Here is a 16,618-nt window from a genome sequence, read left to right on the forward strand (position 1 = left end):
TTGGTGGTATAGTGTGGGGTCTAACGTTTTTATGTTTCTGTAGAATTTTTACTTGGTATGAAAATTTTTTATTTATTGGTTATAATAATGAAATAGATGAAACGATAAAATAGAAAGAAACGTTGCAAGCATATGTAGAGAAATATCCAAAAATATCGGCCCAAATTGGAATTGACGAGCAATAATTATGGATAAACAAAAAAAGAAACTTACATATATATTACTGATACTATCAACGCTGTTTTTGATACCAGCAATCGTTTTTTCAGGAATATACTTAAAAGCTAAAATAGACCTAGTAGAAAACTATGATGAGAGTGTTGAAATCAACATATTTTCGTTTTCATATAACGACTTGATTACGTTCTATGGAACCTATTACGAAGTAGAACAAGGATTTGTCCCAATAGTGTGGAGATTAAAAAATAGTGATTTCTTTGACCCTTTTACTAATCATGAGATCAAATATATAGCAACTTTAACCAAAACTAACTTTTTAAATCTGGAGGATCGCGAATTAACAAAATTACCTCTAGAAATAGTTCAACTTTCAAATCTTACTTATTTAGATTTGTCATCTAATAAACTGAAAAAGCTGTCTCCAGAAATAAATCAACTCTCCAACCTAATAACTTTATCTCTGTATGGTAACCAACTAACAAAACTACCTCAAGAAATAGCTCAACTTTCAAATCTTAGCTCCTTGTATTTAAGTAATAATCAACTGAGAAAATTGCCAAAAGAAATAACTCAACTCGCAAATCTTACTCAGCTAGAGTTGTCTGATAACAAGTTAAAAGAACTAGCTGTCGAAGTAGGTCAGCTTACAAAACTTAGTGAGTTAGATTTAAGTAATAATCAATTAAGAGAGCTACCAAAAGAAATAGTTCAAATTTCAAATCTCACTCATTTAGGTTTGGGAAATAACAAATTATCAAAACTACCAAAAGAAATAATTCGGCTTGCAAATCTTACTCATTTAGATCTTCCACACAATAAACTAAGAGAACTGCCAAAAGAAATAGGTCAACTTTCAAATCTTGTTTATTTAGAGTTGAGAGATAATAAGTTAACAAAGTTACCAAAAGAAATAGGCCAACTTTCAAAGCTTGCTTTTTTATATTTAAGAGGAAATGTAATAAGTGAAAAAGAGCAGAAGAAAATAAGGTTATGGTTACCAAAATGTAGTATAGAGTTTGAGTGAGTGAAAAGATACAATACACCCGAAACCGAGATCATTTCCAACTTCCAGAGTGGCTCCGATCCATCTATAGAGGGGCGTAAAACATGGTGGACGGTGAAGAAACAACGTATCAAAATGCTGATTGACCCAAGCAACACTGGGGGTGGTGGGAATCCACTTAGTGCCGAGTCTCTATATTTCCAATAATAGGCTCCCAATTCCTACAAGTAAAAATAATTCGCTGGTGAGTCTTGTTCATTTTGTTATTTAGTCGAGAACATCAGTTTTTTATACATGGGATGCTTTTTTATTGCTTGAAAGAATCTGTCTTGCTGAATAATTCGTTTATAATTTTTGTTGAGCTGCATACACCGCTGTAAATAATTACAGGCTTGTTCCGGTTTATTTGTCATAGAGTAGATACGAGCTAACATATAATGAGCTTTTAAGTGATTTTTTTCCATTTCTATTACTTTAAGATAGTCAGTAGTTGCACTTGAAATTTGATTTAACGCAACATATACCTGGGCACGTTGATAAAAGAAATGGTAGATTAACTTACCATTTTTGATTGCTTTGTTATAATAAATCAGTGCTACCGAAAAATTACGTTGTTTATGTTGTAAAACAGCATAATTGTAACAAGATTTTACATGTTCGCTATCTAGTTTAAGCGCTTTTTCGTAATTGAGAATCGCTTCATTATCCTTTCCCATTTCTTCAAAAAGTACCGCTTTATTGTAGTATATTTTTGCATTGTATGGATCTAACTTCAATGCATATTTATAATCATTTATTGATTTAGAAAACATTTTTTGTTGTTTGTAAAGTATAGCGCGCTCGATATAAGAAAAAAGATATTCCTTATCTAACTCGATTGTTTTACTATGGAAATTAATTGCTAAGTCTATTTGTCCAAGTTTTGCATAGGTTATTGCCAAATTGAAATATGCTTCGATAAATTTTGAGTCTACGGATAAAGACTTTTGATAGTAATCCAGAGCTTGTTGGTACTTATTTTGATCAAAGTAAATATTTCCACAATTACTATAAGATAATGCCTTATATTTTGGATTTAGTTTTGCAGCTTTTTTATAATTGATTATAGCTAATTTCCATTTTTTATCCAATCGATATGCTTGCCCCATTCCATTATATGAACTTGCTAAATGGGGAACAAGCTCTATTGCTTTCTGGAAATCAGAAATTGCTTTCTGGCTGTGTTTTTTATGTATCCAAGTATTGCCTCGGTTATGATAACCCCCAACAAATTTTGGTTCAGATTCTATAACTTTATTGTAATGTTCTTGTGCCTTTGAAAAATTTTGGTAATAGTAATGCAGATTTGCTATATGAAAATGCACCATTGGGTCATTAGGTGCAATTTGACTAGCTTTATATAAATGTGCAAAGCTAAGATCCTTTTCATTCCTCGAAAAAAAAGACATCACAAAATATGGTAATGGATCATGAGGTTTAAGAACAAGACAAGGAGTAATAGCTAACGAGCTCTGTTCCATTTTTCCTTCTTGTGCAAAACGTATACTTTGTAATAGATAACCCCAGTAAAAACCAACATTGTTTTTTGTCGTTTCTTCTACTGCATCCCAGTTTTTGGTAGAAAAATGTAAAATTAATGATAAATGCTCATCTGTTTTTAATTGGTGCTTTGTCAGTATATTTTGAAAAAGAGAGTGTGCGTTTTCTTTTTTTAGTGTGGTTATTTTCTCAATAAGTATTATTTCTGCTTTGCGGTGCTCTAAATACTGAGCGTTAATAAATTGCTTTACTTCTGAGTTACACTTAGAAAGATACTGGTTTATGTACTCTAGTTTTTCCTGTGCTTGTTGACAAATAGTTTTTGGATCTTGCTTTACAGTTAATAAACCATTCTTGATGTTTTCCTCAAGATAATACATATAGAAAAAAGAAAATCGTATTTTGCGCAATTGCTTTTTAAATAATATATATTCTTGTAACACTTTTTCGTTTGCTGTTGTTTTCCATGGGAGAATTGTACTAGCAATGGTATACGCTTGTACAGCTTGATGTGCGTTGTTCATTTTTAAAGCTTTTTGCCCCTGAACCTGTGCTTCAAAATGCCGCGATTGCATAAAATAAGAAGCGGCTAATAGAAATGCCATTAGTAGAACTGAGCAAGCAAAAAAACGCGGATATTTTTTGCACAGAGAGTATATCTTTCTAAATACATTTTGCTTGAATGCAATGCCATCCTCTTGTTTTAAATAGCTTTCTATATCTTGAATTAACTCATTTACGTTTAAATAGCGTTGCTTAGAATTGTAAGCAGTAGCTTTTTTTACGATGCTATACAATTGTTTTGAAATATGAGGAGGCTTTTTTATTGGAATAACATTTTCTGTAGGAGAAAGTACTTTAGATATCGTTTGTTGCGTTGTAAGGCCCATAAGTAGATTTTTTGTTGCAATTGTTTTGTATAGAGTCATTCCCAAACTATAAATATCACAAGCGATACTATACTTTTCAGGATTTCCACTTGCTTGTTCGGGAGACATATACTGTGGTGTACCAACAATTACTCCTAGAGAAAATTTAGTCTTTATATTATCAATATAAGATGATAATCCCCAATCAACAATAACAACTTCTCCATGATGTCCTAGTAAAATGTTCTCACACTTTAAATCGAAATGAATAATTTGTTTTGAATGAGCATAACTAACACCATAGCATACTTGTAGAAATGCTTGTAAAATTTTAATTTGTGATTCATTTCTTAATCCATAAAAATTTGATTTTTCTTCAAATTTTCGCATAACAAAGCACGAACGATCACTACTAGTTCCAATGTCGTAAACAGGAAGAATATTTGGATGCTCTAAAAAACCACCAATACGTGCTTCTTGTAAAAGAATATCATTTCGCATTGATTCGAGAGGGATCTTCACTGCAACTAAACGTGTTAATGTTGTATCTTCAAATTCATAAATTTCGCCGTTGCCACCCGAACCTAACTTTTTCTTAAAAAGATATCTTTTTCCAGAAGTATAATTGTATTTAGGATGAATAATTTTATTTGAGGTAAAATCAGAAATAGTAGCACTGGAAATAGAAGAGCAGTTTGAACATTCGGCCTCTATTTTATAGGCTTGACCACACTTACTACATTTAATTTTCACAAGATTACCCTATGCTATGTTTTTTATATTCATTTAATTTTCGATAAAGAGTTGCTGAAGAAATACCTAAAATAAAAGCTGCTTCCTCTTTGTTTCCACGAGTAATGTCCAAAACTTTTAATATTTGAGCGCGCTCTACCTCTTTTAAACTCATTCCTTTATCTGTATTTTTTGTAATCCATATCGGAAGATGTTTAGGGCAAACCTCATTTTCTCCTAAAGCAAAATACACACACCCTTTAATCGCAAATTTTAATTCGCGTATATTTCCTGGCCAACTGTATCTTTTCAAATAAGCTAAAGTATCCTCACGCATAAGAAGCTCCGATTTTTCTGGAACATAGAGATTCCAAAAGTAGCTAATAAACGTATCTAAATCTTCTAAACGTTCGCGTAATGGAGGGATACGTATGCAAAGAGGCATACGATAAAATAAGTCACTACGAAAGATTTGTGGATTGCGTAGTTCTTCTAAAGATTTGTTAGTCGCACAAATAATACGTACATCTGTTTCAACAACATTATTACTGCCGACGGCATAAAATCTGTTTTGCTCGATTAATCTTAAAAGTTTTACTTGCAAAGATAAAGGAAGTTCAGCAATTTCATCCAAAAATAAAGTTCCACCTTCTGCATGTTTTGCCAAACCAGCATAGTCATTAGTTGCGCCAGTAAATGCTCCTTTTCTATATCCAAACATCTCACTTTCAAAAAGAGACTCAGCAACACCAACGCAAGCTACCTCATAAAATCCTTTTTGCTTTGAAGCGTTATGCATAGCTTGTGCAAGTATATTTTTACCACAACCAGTTTCACCGATAATTAAAATAGGATCTTTCATTGTAGACCATTTTTGAGCAGTATAAAGAGCCTCTTGCATTGCTAAATTTTTTGTATAGTTGCTTAAATCTTCAAATGTAATTTTCCCATCTTTGTATAGACTGGAAATACTCATTTTATTTCTCCAAGATAAGAATAGTTGATCTCGACTCAATTCAATCATTTTTCTCAAATTGAGAAAGTGTTTTCAAATTGAGAAAGTGTTTTCAAAATTGATTTACAAAACAAATTATGTACATATTTTTTTCGCCTGTTAATTATTTAGGGTAACTTGCAAAACAAGTTTTATTGTACTAGTAAATACCAATAATGGCACAAACTTTGCTAATTCTTGAAAATATAAAGAAAATCTATACCTTTTATAATTTTTTTTTAAAAAAAAGCTAATAAAAAAGATAACTGACTATGTCACAAAGTATCTTAATTGTATTTTATTTATAGTAAACATTTTCAAATTTAGGAGATACAGATGAAGGTTGGTTAATATTTACAACAATTATTATAGCCACGATGGCCGGGATGGCTTTGGTAGCCATAGGAAGAAAGGAATTGGGTTTTAGTTTAGAAAGTGGTATTGTAAGAGGTGGAATGATATTTGTTTCTATAACAGGCGTAAGTATTGCAGTAAATATGAAAAATAAAAAAAGAGAACCAAAGCGAATTGATATCTAAGTTTTTATAGTTAGCTATTTTAGGAAACAGTGAAATGTAAACTGTGTACTCTAAAAGAGCTAAATCATAGGAATAAATATTAGTTCTCCTAAGAAAAACATTTTTTTGGATCGGATCGTAATGGATAAAAATTATTTACAAGGCATTATGACTGGAGTTGTCTCTGGAATAGTTCTCTATGTTGTTTTCATATACAGACAATATTTTGTGTTTCTTGATTTTACTACCGGAAATGACTTCAGAGAACCACTTTTATCATTGTTTGCTATAATATGGGGCGGAATAGGAATTCTTTTAGGGGTTCTAAGTATAGTGTATGCAAAATACAATACGCATAAAAAATTTCCCTCTCCGTTGTGGATCTTATCTGCAACAATTATTTTATCGTTAGTAATTATAATACTAGAGTTTTTTGCTAACCCAGAAACAATCATAGCTAGACGCCAAGAAGAAAGTAAAAAAAAATTACAGTTTATATCATTACGCCTTGTGCGAGTTGAAAAATACAAAATAGTAAAGAAAATTTGATTTGTAGTATGCAGTAAGAAAAAAGGTATCCTATATATACCAAATAAAAAAAACAAATTTAAAGGATACCTATATGTCAAAGATACCACAGAGTAAAGAGAAACAAAAGAGTCTATTAGAATTAGTAAAAAATGTTGAAGTTAATATTGATGATGTAAAGGCAACTTTAGGCCAGTTTTCAGAAAAAGAAAAACTAAATGTTGAAGAGTTATTTATAATCGTGTACTTCATAGTAAACAACTTTTTAAATTGCATTGGCGGCCAAAAACAATTACGCAGAAGTAACAACAATAATCCCAAATTCACAGATGATGAAATAATAACACTCAATATAGTCAAAGAGCTATGTCAACAAGATTCACAAAATGCTTGGCACAGATATATTCGTAAAAATTACCTGTATCTTTTTCCAGAATTTATTTGCCGTCCGCAGTATGTAAAAAGAACATTTCGCTTGCACGAAATTATTTGTTTTTTTCAGCAGCATCTTTGTAATTTAGTAGGTGCTAACACAGGAAAGTACTATTTGGTAGATTCTTTTCCAATTTCCTTGTGTAATCTACAAAGACTTAAAAGTTCATCGCAACCATTTGAGTATTATGGGGCTAACTTTGGGCATTGTGCCTCTAAAAAGTCAAACTATTATGGCTACAAATGTCATCTTGTTTCTGATCTCAGAGGCATTCCTATATTTGCTTGTCTTACTGGAGCAAATATGTCTGATGTTAAAGCTTTTGAATTTGTTGTTCAACAGATGCTAGAACATCGTGTTATAAAAACTCATTCTCTCTGTATTAGCGATAAAGGTTACGTTGGTAAAGAGTTTCAGAAATTTATTCAGAAACAATATGGAGTTGAACTTCTTTCCATGCAGCGCGAATATAATAATCGTGGAAGTGCTCTTAATCAACTTCTCCAAAAAGCTCGAAAAATTATTGAAACTACCATTAATCTTCTAGTTAACGAATTTTCTCTTTCCGCAACTAAAAGGCGATCTATAAAAGGATTAGCTAATTCTATTAGTAACAAAATTGCTGCTTTCAATTTAGCTAATTTTCTTAATTATTTATCGGACCTCCCTGTTCTACAGGTTAAAGGTTTTGTATTTTGAACTCGCACAAGGCGTATCATTACTACCTGAAGCAATAAAGAATATTCCTCAAATAGGGCGTGTCATCATTCAATACAGATAAAAATATAACGGATTCATTTAATGATACGCCAGTAGTATTGAGCCCGAGCCCGCGGCCGAAAACTTTTTGAGAGCGACAGAGAGCGACAGAAAGTGATTTATTGGTTCAATACTAGTTTTTTGCGATGGAAAAAGAAACTTTGCTTCTTTGATAAATTGTTAGTGAAAGTTTCGGAAACGGGCTCGGGCTCGAAAAAACACACAATATTTTGAATGATGACACGCCCTAAAGAACAACAAAAAAATTCAATTGCAAACTATACCAAAAATTCAGAATACTGTAGATTCATCAAATTGGCATGGCTTAGGATTTGAATTGTCGGTAAGTAATATAGAACGAGCGGCAAAAGAAGATTTAGAAAAAAATATTTTAATAAGTCTTGGTAAAGTAATAAGCACTCACTTTATAGAAAAATAGATAAATACAGTCACGTATGTGTAATAGAATTTAGAGCGTTTACCAGATAATCTGAAAAGTTACTTAAGAAAGTTAAGAAAAAAAATAGCTTTTGCGGTTGGATTTTTCCCTTTTTTATATGACGCGATTCAAATTTATTCGGAGCTCTAAGAACTGAATCTGTTTTACTTGTTTTGAACATCTTTAAGAAAAGGGAACTTACTTGTGAAAAATTCTTTATTAATATATGGTCTTGCAACTATTTGTCTTCTTCCTAATTTTGCATGCAGCGATTCAAAATCAAATAGAAATTCAAGTTCGCAATTCTCCAATCGCGGCAAAATTGTTCAGCATCATTATCAAGAAAGCTTATCGGAAATTGTAGAACAAAATTTCCAAGGGGAAATTGGGTACTTTATTGTTTCTAGCGATGGTCGTAAGCATGCCTATAAGGCTAGAGATAGAGATAAAAACAAGATCTTTATTGCCCCAGCAGCAAATCCTAAATATTTTAAAGATATGTTATTTTGCGAATTTAGCCCTGATAATCGAAGATTTTCAATTATGGAGAAAGAAGAAACAGAGGTTTTTTTTATTGATGGAAAAAAAATCAAAGAATATGAATGGTCAGGAAAACAGATTGTTTTTAATCAAAACGGAACAAAGTTTGCTTTTAAAATTAGTGCAAACAATAACAGACAAGGAATAGTTATTAATTTTGAAACGCAACAACAAGAATATGCCGCGATTATGGGCTTCAAATTCAGCAATAACGGTGAATTGATATATATAGCCAAAGAAGCCATTGAAGGAAAGAAATATTCAGATCAACCTTGGCAAGCGTTCGTAAATGGCAAAGCAATAAAAGTGAGCAAAAAAAATGAAAATATCTATGATGTAATACTTGATGAAAAAGGTGAAGTCATTAGTTATATAAAAGGTAATGACGAACAACGAATTGTAATTTATAAAGGAAAAGAACTTGGTCGCCATAGATCAGTTAATAAACTCCTTGTAAGCCATGATTACAAAAATATATCTTACATAGCAGAGGATGAGAAGAGAAACCATTTTGTTGTTTGTGATGGCAAAAAAGGTAAGGAATATGAGAGGATTCTTTTTCCCACTTTTTCCCTTGACGGAAAAAAATTGGCATATAAAGTTAGCCAAGGTAGCCCGTTTAGTCAATTGAATCAGTTTATGGTAGTAAATGGCGAAGAAGGCACTAAATACAATTTTGTCGGACCTGCTGTATTTAGTCCAGGCAATAAAATTGCGTATCGCGCGACAAAAAAATGGGGTAATAATCGAACAGAGTGTATCGTCGTTGATGGTAAAGAACAAAAAGAATATAAAGTTGTTAGTGACCCTATTTTTTTTGACAATAAAACTTTACGCTATTTTGCTTTTGATGGCAAAAAAATTTACAAGAATACTCTAGTGATGCAAAACATTGATAATCAGCCAAAATCAGAAATACCTAATTTAGTTATCGAAATGCAGAAAAATACAGAAAAGTTAGAACAGCAACATCAAAGAAATATTCAGGAAATGGCAAAGATAGTCGATCACTTAGAAAAAGTTCACCAAGATTGGTTAAAAGCTTTTAAGCATAACAAGCAAATAATTACCGCTCAAGCTAAACGTGGTACAATTGAAAACGTAATTATTGGCAAAGGAGAACTTGTTAGTCGCGAAATCAAAATTTTTGCTCCAGTTGGAGGACGAGTGATAAAACACATTTCTCTGGGAAAAATGGTGGATAAAGGAGAGATACTCCTGCAAATTGCTGACACAGACCTAAAATTTTTCTTGGATAAAAGCAAAAAAGATATAGATGCTGCAGAAATTAAATTTAAACAAATATTGATGGATAGAAAGCTATTAGAAAAAAAAATTAACCTAGAAAAAAAACAAATTAAGGCGAACTTGGATTTTTTTCGGAAACAAAATTATTTTTTAGAAAAAAAACTTAAACGCGAAAAACGACAAGAAGCAAACAGTTCAACGCAACACGAATATGAAACATCCGAAAATGAATACAATAAAAGTAGATGGAATTACGAAAAAGTGGTCATCGACAAAGAAAGACTTGATTATAAAAAATCAGAGCTAGAGTACAAATTTTATGAGAGTACGTTGGCAAAAATACGGATTAAAGAAGAACAACGGAAGCTAGAGCAAGTTAAAAATCGTCTATCTAATACGACGATTATTTCCTCCTCAAGTGCTCTAATTTTAAAATGCTTTGCGCACAAAGGAGAAATAATCAAAGATAATGCCCAAATATATACATTGCTGGATATTTCTCGAATATTTGTTTCCGCCAAATTTAAAGAAACTGATTTTAAGCAAATGAATTTTAAGTTTGGTCCTTCAGGACAAATAAATTTCAAGCAAAAAGCAATTGTCTCTATTAAAGCTTTTCCGCAAAAAAAATTTCAAAGTAAAGTGATACAAATTATGCCTATAGTGGAAAAAGATTCTAATGGTAATCGTTTGTTTTCTGTAAAATTTGAAATCATAAAAGATACCAACACCGAACTTTTACTACCTGGACTTTCTGCGCAAATACGTATTAGTACGAGTCATCAAAAAAATGCCATTATTATACCTAACACTGCTGTTCATAAAGATGTAACCGGCTATTTTTATGTTTTGATTCCGCAAAAAAATGGATTTTTTCAACAGCGTAAAGTGTTACTTGGTAACAGAAACGAATTGAATTGCTCTATCATTAAAGGTTTGAAAGAAGGAGAAATAGTTATTTTAAGAGAGAAGTAAACATCAAAAAATGATTACAAATTCACTATAGGATTGAAATGTTCTAAGGAACTATAAATATAATGAAATACTTTCTATTATTAATAGGTATTTAAACAATTTTTATTCACTCAGTGCATACCCAAGTAAATATTTTTGCCAATAAACAAAGAAAGAAGATTATTTTTGCCGTAGAAAAACAGCGAAAAATTCAAGGGTTTCCTGTTGATCCAAATGATTATTTAGAATTCAATAGCGATGGAGCACTGCTTTTACTTAGACGTCAAAAACCAACAGCTATTTATAATGTCACCTAGCCAAAAAACACTACTTTCAAGTTCAATGAGAAAGGATATCTTGTACTTTCTACTCAACAGTTATTGTTGAGGGGTTTCCTTGTAAACAAGAAGTCAGTTGGTCTTGTACAGGAAAGCTAGTGAGTTTTATATTGTCAAGGCAACATAAAATTAATGGTTATTTATGTGACACTCATCATGTAGAATTTTTCAACAATGGCCAGATTAAATATTGCAAATTAGCTCAAAATACAAGAATTGATGGCTATACCTGTGCTACAGAATTAGTTAGATTTTCTGAAAATGGTGTAGGAGTAAAGAAAGATGCCAGCTTAGCTATAGAGTATTTCAAAAAAGCAGCTAATTTGGATATTGCAGAGGCGATGTACTATCTTGGAGCTAATTTGGGTATTGCAGAGGCGATGTACTATCTTGGAGAGTGTTATTATAATGGGCAGGGAGTTCTTATAGATCAATACGAAGCTTACTTTTGGTACAAAAAATCGCTAGATTTAGGCTATTTAGATGCTAATTCTAAACTTCCAAAAGAATAGTTATAGTTATTGATGGTTGGGATGTTACGCGAATTATTTTTTATTCCTCTTTTTACTATGTGAGATAGAAACTATAACAGAGTTTCACAGGAAGGTTTAATAAAATGAAAAATATCAAGAAATCACTAATAATATCAGCAATTGCAGCTGTTTTTGGTTTTATTTTTGCCCTTGTTGCTCCAATGATACCAGTGCTCAATACAATTGGATTTATTGATATGGTTGGTCGGTACAACGAATTTTTATATATTTGCCCTCTGGGTTTTGCATTTATTACTTTTTGTACAGTGGGAATAGGACAGGCAGATGAATAAAATTGCTTTTCGCAAAACTAGATGTAAGTTTAACAAACAAAGGAGTTTGTATGAGTAAGATGTTAACATTTCTATTGTTTACATCGGTTTTATTAGTTAGTTGCTCAGATCAAAAATCTAACAATAGCAATTCCGATGAAGTTAAGATAAAAAAAGCAGTAAAAAAAAATATCAAAAAAAAAGAGAACGAGAAGCATTCTTATAACACAACCAAAATAGACAAAAATTTAGTTGAATTGCCAGAAATTCCGTTTGGAAGTTTCTACAAAATAAGCAAACAAGGAAAAATAGAAAAAGAAGAAAAAGTAAGCAGACAAACACTACTACAACCAGGAGAAAAATTACTTTTTAAAGCATCTAAAGCTATAAAGGATGAAAATTTAATTTTACTCAAAAACATGAAACGTCTTAGTTTTTTAGATCTGAGTGGCACAAAAATAACCGGTGAAGGATTCTCTTATTTTCGAAAACTTACTGTTGAAAAGCTATACTTAACCGGAACAGAAATCACTGGTAAACCATTTGAGCATCTAAAATATTTATCTTCTCTTAAGGAATTGAATCTGTCATACAGCGGGGTAGCGAACAGAGATATCAAATACTTATCGAATATTCCAAACCTCGAAGCTTTAAATCTGAGTGGAACAGAAATAGCGGACGAAGGTATCAAACATCTCCAGCACACTCCCACCCTACGAATATTAAACGCCTCTTCCACCAAAATAACAAATGTGGGACTAAAAAATCTCCAGAATCTCTCTCTTGAAGAATTATATTTGGAAGGCACCAAGATAACGGATGATGGACTTAAATACCTTCAAAATTTTTCTAATATTCGAATATTAACTGTATCAAACATAACGAGTAAAGGCCTTAAGCATTTACAAAATTTTTCTACCCTCCAAGAGCTAGACTTGGGAAGTAACGAAATAGAAAGTGGTATCGAACCTTTACGAAATCTTTCTGCACTTCGAAATCTGAATATAGGTAATAATAAAATAACAGATCAAGATCTCAAGCACTTGCAACACCTTTCTGCTCTCCACACTTTGCTTCTACATGAGACTCAAATAACAGATGAAGGCCTTAAATATTTGCGGAATCTTTCCTCTCTTAAAGTACTAATTTTATGGGATACTCAAGTAGATAAAGGATTTGAACATCTACAATATCTTCCTTCTCTCTTAACACTAGGTTTATCGCGAACTCAATTTACTGATGAAGGACTTAAGTACTTACATAACTTTTCGACACTTAGAGAGGTAGATTTAGATGAAACTAGAGTTACAAGCAGTGGGGTAGCAGAACTCAAAAAAGCACTACCAAAGCTAACAATTCACAAGTGAAAGATACATATGAAGTAGAATTGACGCGCCTTGCTATGTTTCGTAGTAGGGTTCGCCAACTTCCTTCTCAAGCCACGGAATGTACGTAGGGTTGGCCGCCAACAATAGTACTTTTCCAACGGCCCCCGAATATTGCCTGAAAATTTCTTTTTCACAATACTCTCCATTTCTCAATCTCTGTGTTTAACATATTTTCTCATTTCAGAAATTTGCATCGAAAGAGTATGTTGATTGTGAGTAGAAACTCGGGAATATAGTACAACTCTCATAAAAATTCTCCCTGGCCAAAAACCCTAAAAAAAGTGCCTTCTGAAAACCTTATTTTCGGAGGGCAGTCCAGAGTAGACAAAAAATCTCAAAAAAATCAATTTAAGTCTTGAAAACAACATACGGCTTTTATACTATATATTATATATAGGATATTAATAACAAAATGTTAAGGAAAAAGTAATGGCAATATGGATAAGTATAGGAAAAGTAGCTGATTTGTACGGCGTAACAGCACAAACAATAAGAAATTGGAAAGATGAAGGCGAATTCAAGGTAACAAGAACAAGAGGAAAGCACAGAGGATACTCAAAAGAAGAGATTGAAAAAAAAATTAGGATTGGAGCTTGAACAAGAAATAACAGTATGTTATTCACGAGTAAGCGCAAATGACCAAAAAAAAGATTTAGAACGCCAAAGACAAGAACTAAAAAATTATTGCGAACAGCAAAAATATACAAATGTATTAGAAATAAAAGAAACAGGGACTTAATTATAAAAAAGAGGTTTTGTGAAGTGTTGCGTTTAATGTTAGCAGGAAATATTGGGCGGGTAATAATCAGTTATGGAGATCGATTGATAAGGTTTGGTAGAGAAATAATAGAAGAAATATGCTTATCAAGAGGAATATCTTTAGTTGTAATTCATGAGAAAAAAGAACAAAATTTTGAAGAGCAGTTATCACAAGACATCATTTCAATATTAACAGTGTTCTGTTCGAAGATCTATGGACGCAGATCTCACGAGCGAAGAAGAAAACAAAAAAATGCAAATAACAATTCAAACCAAATTGAATAAAGAAGCAGCGAAGTATTTAGAAAAGGCAGGGGAATATACTGCAAAACTTCGCGGAGAATTGTTATGCGCATTGCTAAAAGAAAAAAAGCTGAATGAATTAAAGAAAACATTTATCTCAGAGCGTGGTATATTGGCAAGACAATTTAACTCTCTACATTCAGAGGTCAAAGGGATAATAAAGTCAGTTAAAGAGTTGAGAAAAATAAATCTTCAAGATGCAGAGCGCAGAAAAAAAGCGCTAAAATACACCATCAAAAAGCTAGCGAGAAGCTTTAAAAAAGCTAAAGAAAGACAAAACCGAGAAAAGATATTGTTTGCGCTGCATCACAAAAAGAGAAAGTTGCGTAATGTTGAAAATAGAATAGAAAAACTCAAAAACAGAGGAATCTGTCTTGGAGGTAGAAAACTATTCAAAAAGCAGTTTCATCTAGAAGAAAATAGCTACGAAAACCATCAGGAGTGGCGAGAGGCTTTTAGAAAACAACGCAATAATAGAATATTCTTTATCGGATCGAAGGATGAGAAATTCGGCAATCAAAACTGTCAGATGGTTGGAAATAAACTAAAGGTGAGAGTAATTCCTGCTTTAGAAAAAGAGTTTGGAAGCCATGTTGATGTAACAGTAGAGTTTAGCTACAAACAAGATATTATTTTCTACGCATTACAAAAAAAACAAGCAATGAACTACCGTTTTGTGCGCAAGAAAGAAAATTGGTATTTGTTTGTAACCACAAAATACAAAAAAGTCGACATAATCACCAACAAAAATCTTGGAGCTATCGGTGTTGACTTAAATCATTCTCATATAACCGTTGCTGAAACAAACAGGCATGGCAACTTGGTCCATCATCAAAAAATACATACTCTCATTCAAGATCGCACTTGTCATCAAGTGACTGCAACTCTTGCTGAAGCTTGCAAACAAATTATTTCACGTGCTGTGAAAGAACAAAAACCTGTTGCTATTGAAAAACTAGATTTCTCAAAAAAGAAAAGTAACTTGATCTCGTCGTCAAATACAAAATATAAAAGAATGATCTCTTCCTTTGCCTATAGTAAATTTGCTGCACTCATCAAAAGTCAAGCTATGAAAAACGGTGTCAAAATTATCGAAGTAAATCCAGCCTTCACCAGTGTTATTGGTCGTTATAAATTTGCACATTTCTTTGGAATCAGTACACATCTTGCCGCAAGCCTTGTTATTGCTCGCCGCGCACAAAATTTTTCGGAACGCTTTCCCACCAGAACCGCCCGATGTTTACCTGTGGATAGACATTGTCACGTCTGGAAACCCTGGAAAGCTTTTCTCAAACTCGCCGTCTCTGACAGAGAACGACAAGTTGAGCTTCTTTTTTGCTCTCGGCATCTTCCTTTTTAAACGAATTTGTCCTCTTACTTGTCCTCTAGAGTGCAACTCTCTAGCGGTAATCGATCACAACACTGTTCGGTGATCGTCTTAGGTCTTTTTAGATTTTTGCGTTTTAATAGGAACGGTCGACTAACGGCTGTCAATTCTAAAAAATTTACTATCATGAAGGTTGCTTTTATTCAGTTTGTTGAAAACAAAGACGGGACTTTCACTGATTTGATGTTTGAGCAAGGCGAGATGAAGTTTACTTTGAAAAAAATTAAGAATTAAGACATACATTTTGGCAGAGAAAAATTGCCTTGGTTGATCTGAAATAGAGAACTCCCAAACTTACATAGTAAGTTAGTATTTACCAGCTCTAAATCAACTATAAATTCATTTTCTTTCCAGCTGATTTAGAGCTAAAATACATATTTTTGTCTTAAATGGCTCAGTAAACATGTAAGTTTCCAGGTATTTGCCTGAGTGTTTAATCTTAATCTTGCTCTTGATCTTAACCCTTTGTATTTATTGATTAACATTAAGATTAAGAACAAGACGATTACCAAATATTCGAATCCATTTTTTTGCTTTATTTCCCTTTCTCGTGCAGAGCCTTCTTTGAGTAAATTTAAATTGTGCAAATCATTCTTATCTATCTGGTCATCCGCTGTTTTGAGAATTTTTAGATACTAATTGATGATCAACTCATTGTTGAAGTATTTGGTAGTGCGGTAAATCACCGAACTAACAAATACCTCAACAATCTCGTAGAAAAAAGGTTATAGAGCAATTAAACAAAGGTATTATACAATACTTGGATTTGCAAGTTTCCAATCCGCCAACAAAATATGTATTTGCTTGATGAAATTCACCGAAAGCAAAACACTCATTTTTCCTCACCATTTCAACTGCGACTCTTATCTGCTTTGTTCTTTTTATTTATTGAATAATTGCAG

The 16,618-nt window shown here is 32.4% G+C and carries 16 protein-coding genes; 14 read left to right on the forward strand and 2 right to left on the reverse strand.

Annotated elements, in window-relative coordinates; all coding sequences use genetic code 11:
- Nucleotides 1-187 precede the first annotated feature (187 nt).
- Nucleotides 188-1,204, forward strand: coding sequence for a leucine-rich repeat domain-containing protein (locus UABHE_RS21615; RefSeq protein WP_372365367.1), 1,017 nt, complete (start codon nt 188-190; stop codon nt 1,202-1,204).
- A 242-nt stretch (nt 1,205-1,446) separates the two neighbouring features.
- Here the strand turns inward: UABHE_RS21615 and UABHE_RS21620 are convergent, their stop codons facing one another.
- Together UABHE_RS21620 and UABHE_RS21625 are read right to left on the reverse strand one after the other, a co-directional pair.
- Nucleotides 1,447-4,344 carry a tetratricopeptide repeat protein gene (locus tag UABHE_RS21620; RefSeq protein ID WP_372365368.1) on the reverse strand — a complete coding sequence of 966 codons (2,898 nt, stop codon included), beginning with the start codon at nt 4,342-4,344 and terminating at the stop codon, nt 1,447-1,449.
- A 4-nt stretch (nt 4,345-4,348) separates the two neighbouring features.
- Complete coding sequence (locus tag UABHE_RS21625; RefSeq protein WP_372365370.1) at nt 4,349-5,299, reverse strand: sigma 54-interacting transcriptional regulator; 951 nt, start codon at nt 5,297-5,299, stop codon at nt 4,349-4,351.
- Between the two features lie 404 nt (nt 5,300-5,703).
- Here UABHE_RS21625 and UABHE_RS21630 point away from each other — a divergent pair, with 404 nt between their 5' ends.
- From UABHE_RS21630 to UABHE_RS21690, 13 genes are all read left to right on the forward strand, one after another.
- Complete coding sequence (locus UABHE_RS21630) at nt 5,704-5,856, forward strand: hypothetical protein (RefSeq protein ID WP_372365371.1); 153 nt, start codon at nt 5,704-5,706, stop codon at nt 5,854-5,856.
- A gap of 120 nt (nt 5,857-5,976) precedes the next feature.
- Nucleotides 5,977-6,384, forward strand: a complete 408-nt coding sequence (locus tag UABHE_RS21635; protein ID WP_372365372.1) for a hypothetical protein — start codon at nt 5,977-5,979, stop codon at nt 6,382-6,384.
- Between the two features lie 73 nt (nt 6,385-6,457).
- Nucleotides 6,458-7,495 carry an IS982 family transposase gene (locus tag UABHE_RS21640; RefSeq protein WP_372364909.1) on the forward strand — a complete coding sequence of 346 codons (1,038 nt, stop codon included), beginning with the start codon at nt 6,458-6,460 and terminating at the stop codon, nt 7,493-7,495.
- Between the two features lie 331 nt (nt 7,496-7,826).
- On the forward strand, nt 7,827-7,994 hold the full coding sequence (locus UABHE_RS21645; RefSeq protein WP_372365373.1) for a hypothetical protein: 168 nt from the start codon (nt 7,827-7,829) through the stop codon (nt 7,992-7,994).
- Between the two features lie 204 nt (nt 7,995-8,198).
- Entirely contained in the window at nt 8,199-10,757 is a 2,559-nt protein-coding gene (locus tag UABHE_RS21650; protein ID WP_372365374.1) for an efflux RND transporter periplasmic adaptor subunit, read from the forward strand.
- Between the two features lie 113 nt (nt 10,758-10,870).
- Complete coding sequence (locus UABHE_RS21655; RefSeq protein ID WP_372365376.1) at nt 10,871-11,053, forward strand: hypothetical protein; 183 nt, start codon at nt 10,871-10,873, stop codon at nt 11,051-11,053.
- Nucleotides 11,054-11,172: 119 nt separating this feature from the next.
- On the forward strand, nt 11,173-11,586 hold the full coding sequence (locus UABHE_RS21660) for a tetratricopeptide repeat protein (protein WP_372365378.1): 414 nt from the start codon (nt 11,173-11,175) through the stop codon (nt 11,584-11,586).
- A 104-nt stretch (nt 11,587-11,690) separates the two neighbouring features.
- Nucleotides 11,691-11,900 carry a hypothetical protein gene (locus UABHE_RS21665; protein WP_372365379.1) on the forward strand — a complete coding sequence of 70 codons (210 nt, stop codon included), beginning with the start codon at nt 11,691-11,693 and terminating at the stop codon, nt 11,898-11,900.
- Between the two features lie 50 nt (nt 11,901-11,950).
- Entirely contained in the window at nt 11,951-13,246 is a 1,296-nt protein-coding gene (locus tag UABHE_RS21670) for a leucine-rich repeat domain-containing protein (RefSeq protein ID WP_372365380.1), read from the forward strand.
- A 450-nt stretch (nt 13,247-13,696) separates the two neighbouring features.
- Complete coding sequence (locus tag UABHE_RS21675) at nt 13,697-13,864, forward strand: MerR family transcriptional regulator (protein WP_372365381.1); 168 nt, start codon at nt 13,697-13,699, stop codon at nt 13,862-13,864.
- Nucleotides 13,836-14,006, forward strand: a complete 171-nt coding sequence (locus tag UABHE_RS21680; RefSeq protein ID WP_372365382.1) for a recombinase family protein — start codon at nt 13,836-13,838, stop codon at nt 14,004-14,006. Before UABHE_RS21675 ends, UABHE_RS21680 begins: the two co-directional genes overlap by 29 nt.
- Before the next feature lie 35 nt (nt 14,007-14,041).
- Complete coding sequence (locus tag UABHE_RS21685) at nt 14,042-14,311, forward strand: hypothetical protein (RefSeq protein WP_372371665.1); 270 nt, start codon at nt 14,042-14,044, stop codon at nt 14,309-14,311.
- Entirely contained in the window at nt 14,241-15,689 is a 1,449-nt protein-coding gene (locus UABHE_RS21690) for an IS200/IS605 family accessory protein TnpB-related protein (protein WP_372365383.1), read from the forward strand. The genes UABHE_RS21685 and UABHE_RS21690 overlap by 71 nt, the downstream gene beginning before the upstream one ends.
- The last annotated feature ends 929 nt before the right edge of the window (nt 15,690-16,618 follow it).

The sequence above is a fragment of the Candidatus Uabimicrobium helgolandensis genome, from assembly GCF_041508025.1.
Taxonomy (GTDB): domain Bacteria; phylum Planctomycetota; class Uabimicrobiia; order Uabimicrobiales; family Uabimicrobiaceae; genus Uabimicrobium; species Uabimicrobium helgolandensis.

Coding starts and splice junctions, on each gene's coding strand:
- UABHE_RS21615 (WP_372365367.1), top strand. CDS start 188: ATGGATAAACAAAAAAAGAAACTTACATATATATTACTGATACTATCA.
- UABHE_RS21625 (WP_372365370.1), bottom strand. CDS start 5,299: ATGAGTATTTCCAGTCTATACAAAGATGGGAAAATTACATTTGAAGAT.
- UABHE_RS21630 (WP_372365371.1), top strand. CDS start 5,704: ATGGCTTTGGTAGCCATAGGAAGAAAGGAATTGGGTTTTAGTTTAGAA.
- UABHE_RS21635 (WP_372365372.1), top strand. CDS start 5,977: ATGGATAAAAATTATTTACAAGGCATTATGACTGGAGTTGTCTCTGGA.
- UABHE_RS21640 (WP_372364909.1), top strand. CDS start 6,458: ATGTCAAAGATACCACAGAGTAAAGAGAAACAAAAGAGTCTATTAGAA.
- UABHE_RS21665 (WP_372365379.1), top strand. CDS start 11,691: ATGAAAAATATCAAGAAATCACTAATAATATCAGCAATTGCAGCTGTT.
- UABHE_RS21670 (WP_372365380.1), top strand. CDS start 11,951: ATGAGTAAGATGTTAACATTTCTATTGTTTACATCGGTTTTATTAGTT.
- UABHE_RS21675 (WP_372365381.1), top strand. CDS start 13,697: ATGGCAATATGGATAAGTATAGGAAAAGTAGCTGATTTGTACGGCGTA.
- UABHE_RS21685 (WP_372371665.1), top strand. CDS start 14,042: ATGTTAGCAGGAAATATTGGGCGGGTAATAATCAGTTATGGAGATCGA.
- UABHE_RS21690 (WP_372365383.1), top strand. CDS start 14,241: ATGGACGCAGATCTCACGAGCGAAGAAGAAAACAAAAAAATGCAAATA.